Annotated in this window: 9 protein-coding genes; all 9 read left to right on the top strand. The window is 47.3% G+C overall.

The features are described from left to right. Positions 1–1959: translation initiation factor IF-2 (infB, locus tag WMO75_RS09500; protein ID WP_349077948.1), on the top strand; the 1959-nt coding region annotated here is incomplete at its 5' end. A gap of 161 nt (positions 1960–2120) precedes the next feature. Continuing rightward, positions 2121–2507: a 30S ribosome-binding factor RbfA gene (gene rbfA, locus WMO75_RS09495; RefSeq protein WP_022214890.1), complete on the top strand. Its 387-nt coding sequence runs from the start codon at positions 2121–2123 to the stop codon at positions 2505–2507. Positions 2508–2561: 54 nt separating this feature from the next. After that, positions 2562–3524: a DHH family phosphoesterase gene (locus WMO75_RS09490; RefSeq protein ID WP_022214889.1), complete on the top strand. Its 963-nt coding sequence runs from the start codon at positions 2562–2564 to the stop codon at positions 3522–3524. Next, positions 3524–4408 carry a tRNA pseudouridine(55) synthase TruB gene (gene truB / locus WMO75_RS09485; RefSeq protein WP_118698404.1) on the top strand — a complete coding sequence of 295 codons (885 nt, stop codon included), beginning with the start codon at positions 3524–3526 and terminating at the stop codon, positions 4406–4408. The genes WMO75_RS09490 and truB overlap by 1 nt, the downstream gene beginning before the upstream one ends. Positions 4409–4438: 30 nt before the next feature. After that, the gene (locus WMO75_RS09480) at positions 4439–5332 is read left to right on the top strand and encodes a bifunctional riboflavin kinase/FAD synthetase (RefSeq protein ID WP_118251439.1); all 894 of its coding nucleotides are present in this window, start codon (positions 4439–4441) and stop codon (positions 5330–5332) included. Between the two features lie 156 nt (positions 5333–5488). Next, entirely contained in the window at positions 5489–5755 is a 267-nt protein-coding gene (rpsO, locus tag WMO75_RS09475; protein WP_015542977.1) for a 30S ribosomal protein S15, read from the top strand. Between the two features lie 175 nt (positions 5756–5930). Beyond that, a complete protein-coding gene (locus tag WMO75_RS09470) occupies positions 5931–8024 on the top strand; it encodes a polyribonucleotide nucleotidyltransferase (protein ID WP_022214886.1) in 2094 nt (697 codons plus the stop codon). A gap of 2 nt (positions 8025–8026) precedes the next feature. Beyond that, positions 8027–8518 (top strand): anaerobic ribonucleoside-triphosphate reductase activating protein, encoded by a 492-nt coding sequence (gene nrdG, locus WMO75_RS09465; RefSeq protein ID WP_118251440.1) that lies wholly within the window; start codon positions 8027–8029, stop codon positions 8516–8518. A gap of 18 nt (positions 8519–8536) precedes the next feature. Next, complete coding sequence (locus tag WMO75_RS09460) at positions 8537–9052, top strand: dCTP deaminase/dUTPase family protein (RefSeq protein ID WP_022214884.1); 516 nt, start codon at positions 8537–8539, stop codon at positions 9050–9052. Positions 9053–9136: the final 84 nt, after the last annotated feature.

The following is a 9136-nucleotide window of genomic DNA, read 5'->3' as shown; positions in this document are numbered from 1 at the left end:
GCTGTATTCACACCAGAACTGACCAAGACATCCAAGGACAGCAAGAGAGAGCGTGACAGAGAGAACAAGAACAAGAAGAAAGACTTCGAGAAATCCGGTGCAGGACATAATCGCCCGAATCAGGGTGGAAGAAGAAACCTTTCCAGGATCCCGAAGGCTCTGCAGAAACCAACTCCTCAGCCGAAACAGGAAGAGAAGAAACCAGAAGTAAAAGAGATCACACTTCCAGAGAAGATGACCATCCGCGAACTGGCAGAAGCAATGAAGATGCAGCCGTCCGTGATCGTTAAGAAGCTCTTCATGGAAGGAACCATGGTAACTGTAAACCATGAGATCGACTTCGAGAAAGCTCAGGAGATCGCTCTGGACTACGATATCATCGCAGAGCCGGAAGAAAAAGTAGACGTTATCGGCGAACTCCTCAAAGAAGAGGAAGAAGACGAAGCAGATATGGTTTCCAGACCGCCTGTAGTATGTGTTATGGGTCACGTTGACCATGGTAAGACATCCCTTCTGGATGCGATCCGTGATACCCATGTAACAAGAGGTGAGGCCGGAGGAATCACACAGCATATCGGTGCATCTGTTGTAGAGATCAACGGACAGAAGATCACATTCCTGGATACACCGGGACATGAAGCATTCACCGCTATGCGTATGCGTGGTGCAAACTCCACAGATATCGCAGTTCTCGTCGTAGCAGCAGATGATGGTGTCATGCCGCAGACAGTAGAGGCGATCAGCCATGCCAAAGCAGCAGGCGTTGAGATCATCGTTGCGATCAACAAGATCGATAAACCAAGTGCAAACGTAGAGAGAGTAAAACAGGAACTTTCCGAGTATGAACTGATCCCGGAAGACTGGGGCGGAAGCACCATCTTCGTACCGGTATCCGCACATACAGGAGAAGGAATCGACACTCTGCTTGAGATGATCCTTCTTTCAGCAGAAGTCCTGGAACTCAAAGCAAACCCGAACCGTGCAGCGAGAGGTCTCGTGATCGAAGCACAGCTTGACAAAGGTAAAGGACCGGTTGCTACGATCCTCGTACAGAAGGGTACTCTCCATGTCGGAGATTTCATCGCAGCAGGTGCATGCAGCGGTAAAGTACGTGCCATGATGGACGACAGAGGAAGAAGAGTCAAAGAAGCAGGACCGTCCACACCAGTTGAGATCCTTGGTCTCAGTGATGTTCCGAATGCAGGTGAGATCCTGATGGCGTTCCCGAGCGACAAGGAAGCCAAGAACTTCGCAGCTACCTTCGTTACAGAGAACAAGAAACATCTGCTTGAAGAAACCAAAGGCAAACTTTCTCTGGATAACCTGTTTGATCAGATCCAGGCAAGTGACCTCAAGGAACTGCCGATCATCGTCAAAGCAGACGTACAGGGATCTGTTGAGGCTGTGAAACAGAGTCTTACCAAACTTTCCAATGAGGAAGTTGTTGTCCGCGTGATCCATGGCGGCGTTGGTGCAGTCAATGAATCTGACGTATCCCTTGCTGCAACTTCCAATGCGATCATCATCGGATTCAACGTTCGTCCGGACGCAATGGCAAAACAGCTTGCAGATCAGGAAGGCGTAGACCTGCGTCTCTACAGAGTCATCTATCAGGCGATCGAAGATGTAGAAGCAGCCATGAAGGGTATGCTTGACCCGGTATTCGAAGAGAAAGTCATTGGTCATGCAGAAGTCCGCCAGCTCTTCAAAGCATCCGGCGTTGGTACGATCGCAGGAAGCTATATCCTCGATGGTATCTTCCAGAGAAACTGTAAGGTTCGTATCACCAGAGAGGGAGATCAGATCTTCGAGGGCGAGCTTGCATCCCTGAAACGTTTCAAAGACGATGTCAAAGAAGTCAAAGCAGGATACGAGTGTGGTCTTGTATTTGACGGATTCAATGATGTCAAAGAAGAAGATAAAGTAGAAGCTTATATCATGGTAGAAGTACCAAGGTAATTGGTAATAGAGAATATCCCGCGAGGTGTTTTGGCATAAATATGCCAAAATCCCGAGACATGCGGGGCAAAATGCTATCACCGAAGGTGATGTGGAATGCATTTTGACCAAGTTACAGCGAATATAATGAGCAGTAACTTACCGAGATAGGAGTAAAATAAATGAGAAAGAACAGCATTAAGAATACAAGGATCAACGGAGAGGTTCAGAAAGAACTCAGTACGATCATCAGAAATGAAGTCAAAGATCCTCGCATTCATCCAATGACTTCTGTCATGGCTGTGGAAGTTGCACCTGACCTCAAGACCTGCAAGGCATTTATCAGTGTCCTTGGCAGCAAAGAGGCCAAGGATGCGACCATCCAGGGTCTTAACAAGGCAGAAGGTTATATCAGAAGACAGCTTGCAAAGAACCTGAATTTAAGGAATACACCGGAGATCCGTTTCATCCTGGACGAATCCATTGAATACGGTGTAAACATGTCCAAGCTGATCGACGATGTAACCAGAAAAGATGCTCAGGCAGGAAAACCGGACGAGGAAGAATAAGCCAGTCCGGATCCTGACCACAAGAGCAGTGCATACAGAATAAGAGAGGATATCATGAAAAATATTTCAGAAGTGCTGGAAGGCGTGAAAACAATAGGAATTGGTGGTCATGTCCGACCGGATGGTGACTGTGTCGGTTCCTGTATGGCTTTGTATCTGTATATCAGAACTTATTTTCCGGATGTGGATGTAAGCGTATATCTCGACCATCCGAAGCCGATCTTTGGACATATCGATCATATCGATGATATCAAAACAGAAGTAGAAGAGGGCAGAGAATTTGATCTGTTCATTACCTGCGATGTCAGCGCGCGTGACCGCCTGGCAGTTGCGGGAGATGCTTTTGACCATGCGGCAAAAACCGTCTGCATCGATCATCATGTGAGCAATCCGGGATTTGCGGATGTCAACTATATCCGCGGAGAAGTCAGCTCCTGCTGCGAAGTCCTCTACGGACTCCTGGATCCGGACAAAGTAAACCGTCCGATCGCGACAGCAGTCTATACAGGAATGATCCATGATACAGGAGTATTCCAGTATTCTTCCACTTCCCCGGATACGATGCGTATCGCAGGAGAACTGATGAAGCAGGAGATCCCTTTCAGCAAGATCATTGATGAATCTTTTTATGAGAAGACATATCTTCAGCTTCAGGTCATGGGCCGTGTTCTGGCAGAGAGCATTCTTCTCCAGAACGGCAAATGCACCGTAGGCTACCTCCGCAGAAGAGATATGGAATTTTATGGAGTTGAGGGAAGTGACCTTGACGGGATCGTCAGCCAGCTTCGTCTGACAAGGGGCGTGGAAGTCGCGATCTTTATCTATGAGACTGAGACACAGCATTTCAAGGTTTCCCTCCGTTCCAACGGCAAGGTGGATGTGAGCAAAGTTGCCGTATTCTTTGGCGGCGGCGGCCATACAAGAGCAGCGGGCTGTGACCTTGAGGGCTCCATGTATGACGTTATCAATAATCTGACCGCAGAGATCGAGAAACAGTTCTGCGAAGAGGAGGCATAATGGACGGAGTTCTGGTCATTCGCAAAGAGAAAGGCTACACTTCTCATGATGTGGTCGCAAAACTTCGTGGGATCCTCCACATGAAAAAGATCGGTCATACCGGAACACTGGATCCTGATGCGGAGGGAGTTCTTCCTGTTGTTCTCGGCAGAGCGACCAAGCTGGTCGATCTTCTGACCGAAAAGCGCAAGACCTACGAGGCACTTCTTCACCTCGGGATCGAGACAGACACACAGGATATGACAGGAACGGTTCTGAATGAAAAGCCGGTCACTGTTTCTGAAGAAGAAGTAAAAGCTGTAATCGAGAGTTTCCTTGGAGAGCAGGAGCAGATCCCGCCGATGTACTCCGCGCTCAAGGTAAACGGAAAGAAGCTGTATGAACTCGCAAGAGAAGGCAAGACCGTCGAGCGCAAAACCCGCCCGGTCTGCTTTTATGAGATAGAGATCCTTGAAATGGATCTTCCGATGGTACGTTTTTCTGTTACATGCAGCAAGGGAACTTATATCCGGACTCTGTGCCATGATATTGGACAGAAACTGGGCTGCGGTGCCTGCATGGAAGAGCTTACCCGTACAGCATCCGGTGAGTATCGCTGGGAAGACAGCATCACACTGGATGAAGTACAGAAAGAAATGGAAGAAGGAATCCTTGAGAAGAGGATTCTTTCTATTTCAGAAGTGCTCAAGGCTTATCCGGAGATCCGCTGCAATAAATTCGGAGACAGGCTTCTTCTGAATGGCAATGCGCTTCCAGATAATATGACAGAAACACAGCACAAAAAAGGCTGGGTGCGGATGTGCACCAGCGAGGGGAATTTCCTGGGGATCTACGAGTGGGACAATAAGAAACACCGTTATCAGCCTCAGAAAATGTTCCTCTGAAACATCGGAGATAAGCAGGAGTCAGAACACATGGAATACATCAAGATCGAAGGACAGTTTCCAAAGTTTTCCAACTGTGCGGTAACGCTGGGAAAATTTGACGGAATTCATCGCGGACACAGGAAACTGATCCAGAAGATTCTGGAACACAAAAAAGAATATGGTACAACTTCCGTAGTTGTAGCTTTTGTGTCCGACCGTCAGACCATCCTCACAGGGGAAGAGAGGAGACTGCTTCTCGAAGATATGGGCGTGGATGTCCTTCTGGAATGCCCGTTGAATGAGCAGATCAGACATATGAAAGCGGATCAGTTTATCCGCCAGATTCTGATCGGTTCTCTGCAGGCATCCTTCGTGGTAGTCGGAGAGGATTACAGATTCGGATATGAACGCAAAGGCACGCCGGACCTTCTTAAGAAAGCCGGTCTGAAATATGGCTATGAAACAGAGATCGTCCCGAAGGAAATGGACGGAAGCCGCAAGATCAGCAGTACCTTCATCCGTGAAGAACTGAAGAAGGGCAATATGCACAAGATCTCAGAGCTTCTTGGAACAGATTTCTTTGTGGCAGGTGAGGTAGAGCATGGCAAAGGTCTGGGACACAAGAAATTTTTCCCGACCACAAACCTGGTCCCGCCGAAACAGAAGCTGATGCCGCCGAACGGTGTCTATGTGACAGTGTCAAAATTTGGCGACACAGAGTATCAGGGAATCACCAATGTCGGATACAAGCCGACCGTCGGAGAGGATTTCCTGGGTGTTGAGACCTATCTTTTTGACTGTGATGAGGATCTGTATGGGAAGGACTGTATCGTTTTCTTCCGCAAATTCCAGCGCCCGGAGCACAAATTTGCTTCTTTTGAGGCGCTCAAAGCACAGATCGCGAGGGACATCGAGGCAGGCCATGCTTTTTTTGAAAAATAAGTTCAAAAAATAAATAATTATGTTGTTTACACGCCAGATGTTTTATGCTATACTATTTGAGGTGTAAATCAGCCCATATTCAGAGATTGGAATCTCCAACCGTTTCTTAATATGCGGCGGTTCATTAATAATAATATTTTTAAGGAGGAAATCACAATGATTTCAAAAGAAAAAAAACAGGCAATCATGAAAGAATATGCAAGATGCGAGGGTGACACAGGTTCACCGGAAGTACAGGTAGCAGTTCTTACAGCAAGAATCCAGGAGCTGACAGAGCATTTACAGACACATCACAAAGATCATCACTCCAGACGTGGTCTTCTGAAGATGGTTGGTCAGAGACGTGGACTTCTGGCATACCTGAAGAAAACAGACATCGAAAGATACCGTGCACTGATTGAGAAATTAGGTTTAAGAAAATAATTAGTATACGGACGGGGCGGATAAACCATCCGCCCCATTTTTAAATCACAAAACAAAATAGACAGAAGTTATTTCCGAGACTACTGAAAAGTTCATCAGGAAGGATCCGGGTGGTTTTTTCAGTTGTTTCGGACTTCTGTAAAATTAAAACGCAAGAAATAAAAGGAGAAAAAGTATGTACAAAAGTTATTCTATGGAATTAGCCGGCAGAACACTGACTGTAGATATCGGTCGTGTTGCAAAACAGGCTAACGGCGCAGCTCTGATGCATTATGGTGATACAACTGTGCTTTCTACTGCAACAGCATCCAAGGAGCCAAGAGAAGGAATCGATTTCTTCCCTCTGAGCGTTGAATATGAGGAAAAAATGTATGCAGTAGGCAAGATTCCAGGAGGATTCAATAAAAGAGAAGGAAAGGCAAGCGAGCATGCGATCCTGACATCCCGTGTTATTGACCGTCCGATGCGTCCGCTGTTCCCGAAGGACTACAGAAATGATGTAACTCTGGTAAACATGGTTATGTCCGTAGACCCTGAGTGCAACCCGGAGATCCCGGCTATGCTTGGTTCTTCCATCGCAACCTGCATTTCCGATATCCCGTTTGACGGTCCGTGCGCTACCACGCAGGTAGGTCTGATCGACGGCGAGTTTATCATCAACCCGTCCCTGGCTCAGAAAGAACTTTCTGACCTTCAGCTGACTGTTGCTTCCACAAGAGAGAAAGTTATCATGATCGAAGCCGGCGCAAATGAAGTACCGGAAGATACCATGATCGAAGCAATCTACAAAGCTCATGATGTAAACCAGGAGATCATCCGTTTCATCGACAAGATCGTAGCAGAGTGCGGCAAAGAGAAACATCTCTACGCTTCCTGCGCAGTTCCGGAAGAACTGTTCGAGGCGATCAAGAAGATCGTTCCGTCCGAAGAGATGGAAGAAGCTGTCTTCACAGACGATAAACAGACAAGAGAAGAAAACATCCGTGAGATCACAGCAAGACTTCAGGAAGCATTTGCAGACAATGAAGAATGGCTGGCTGTTCTCGGAGAAGCAGTATATCAGTATCAGAAGAAGACTGTCCGCAAGATGATCCTTAAGGACCACAAACGTCCGGACGGCCGTCAGATCACACAGATCCGTCCTCTGGCAGCAGAAGTAGACATCATCCCGAGAGTTCATGGTTCCGCTATGTTCACCCGTGGACAGACACAGATCTGCACCATGACAACTCTGGCTCCGCTTTCTGAGGCACAGAGAATTGACGGACTTGACGAGTTTGAAACATCCAAGAGATATATGCACCACTACAACTTCCCGTCCTACTCTGTAGGTGAGACCAAACCATCCAGAGGACCGGGACGTCGTGAGATCGGTCACGGTGCACTGGCAGAGAGAGCTCTTGTTCCGGTACTTCCGTCAGCAGAAGAGTTCCCATATGCGATCCGTACTGTATCTGAGACATTTGAATCCAACGGTTCTACTTCTCAGGCAAGTATCTGTGCATCTACCATGTCCCTTATGGCAGCAGGTGTACCGATCCGCAAACCGGTTGCCGGTATCTCCTGTGGTCTTGTTACAGGCGCAACAGACGATGATTACATTGTACTGACAGATATCCAGGGACTTGAGGACTTCTTCGGAGATATGGATTTCAAGGTTGCAGGTACACATGACGGTATCACAGCAATCCAGATGGATATCAAGATCCATGGTCTGACAAGACAGATCGTAGAAGAAGCGATCCGCAGAACAAAAGAAGCAAGAGAGTACATCCTTACAGAGGTTATGGAGAAATGCATCGCAGCTCCTCGTGACCATGTAAATAAATATGCACCGAAGATCGTTCAGATCCAGATCGATCCTCAGAAGATCGGTGATGTAGTCGGACAGAGAGGAAAGACCATCAATGCGATCATCGAGCGTACAGGCGTTCAGATCGATATCACAGATGAAGGTTCCGTATCTATCTGCGGTGTTGACCAGCACGGAATGGATGAAGCCAAGAAGATGATCAAGACCATCGCAACAGATTTCGAGGCAGGACAGATCTTTGAGGGAACTGTCGTAAGCATCAAGGAATTTGGCGCTTTCGTTGAGTTTGCTCCTGGCAAAGAAGGAATGGTCCACATTTCCAAGATCAGTGACCACAGAATCAACAAAGTAGAGGACGTTCTTACTCTTGGCGACAAAGTAAAAGTAATCTGCCTTGGCAAAGACAAGATGGGCAGAATGAGTTTCAGTATCAAGGATGTACCGGAAGAAGCATAAAAATGAGATATCATAATATAACCAAGGACGATATGCTGAACGGAGACGGACTCCGTGTGGTACTCTGGGTTGCAGGCTGCAATCACTGCTGCCGGGAATGCCAGAATCCCATCACCTGGGATCCGAACGGAGGCCTTCCTTTCACCGAAAAAGAAGAAGCAGAGATTTTTGCCGAACTGGATAAGGATTATATCAGCGGAATCACTTTCTCAGGAGGGGATCCGCTTCATCCGTCCAATATTTCAGCCGTAACCGCCCTTGCACGCAAGATCAGAACAAAATATCCAGACAAGACCATCTGGCTTTATACAGGTTCACGCTGGGAAGAAATCCAGCAGGAAGAGATCGTCCGTTATCTGGATGTGCTCGTAGATGGTGAATTCCAGGTGGACAAGCTGGATCAGAGTCTGAAATGGAAAGGATCTTCGAACCAGCGCGTGATCAACGTTCCGGCGACACTTCGGGAGCAGAAGATCGTTCTTCATGCAGACTGAGAGATCCAGGAGGAAAACATGAAGAGAATCGCAAAATTTCACAAAGTAAGTGAAGAGCGTTTTGTGGCAGACTGGAAGGATACTTTTCCGGAGACACAGGAAAGCGCGATCACTGACATTTACAATGAGATTAAACTTCCGGCAAGAGCAACTGCAGGAAGTGCAGGATATGATTTCTATGCACCTGTCGATCTGACACTGAACCCGGGAGAGACTGTCAAGATCCCTACCGGTATCCGCGTCGAGATGGAGCAGGACTGGGTTCTGAAATGCTATCCGAGAAGCGGACTGGGATTCAAATACCGTCTGCAGCTCAACAATACGGTTGGAATCATTGACAGCGATTATTTCTATTCTGACAATGAGGGACATATTTTTGCAAAGATCACCAATGACAGCAACGAAGGCAAATCTGTCAGCATTCAGGCTGGCACAGGCTTCATGCAGGGAATCTTTGTAGAATACGGAATCACTGTAGATGATGACGCAAAGGGTGTCCGCAACGGTGGATTTGGAAGCACCACCCAGAAATAAAGATATAGATACAGCAAATATAAAAGCGGAGTTTCCGGATTTGAATATCCCGAATACTCCGCTTATTTTGTGCTGTGAAATAGT

Source organism: Blautia intestinihominis (assembly GCF_040096655.1).
Lineage (GTDB): Bacteria > Bacillota > Clostridia > Lachnospirales > Lachnospiraceae > Blautia_A > Blautia_A intestinihominis.
The sequence above is the reverse complement of the archived record's forward strand: the minus strand, read 5'-3'. Positions and strand labels throughout refer to the sequence as shown.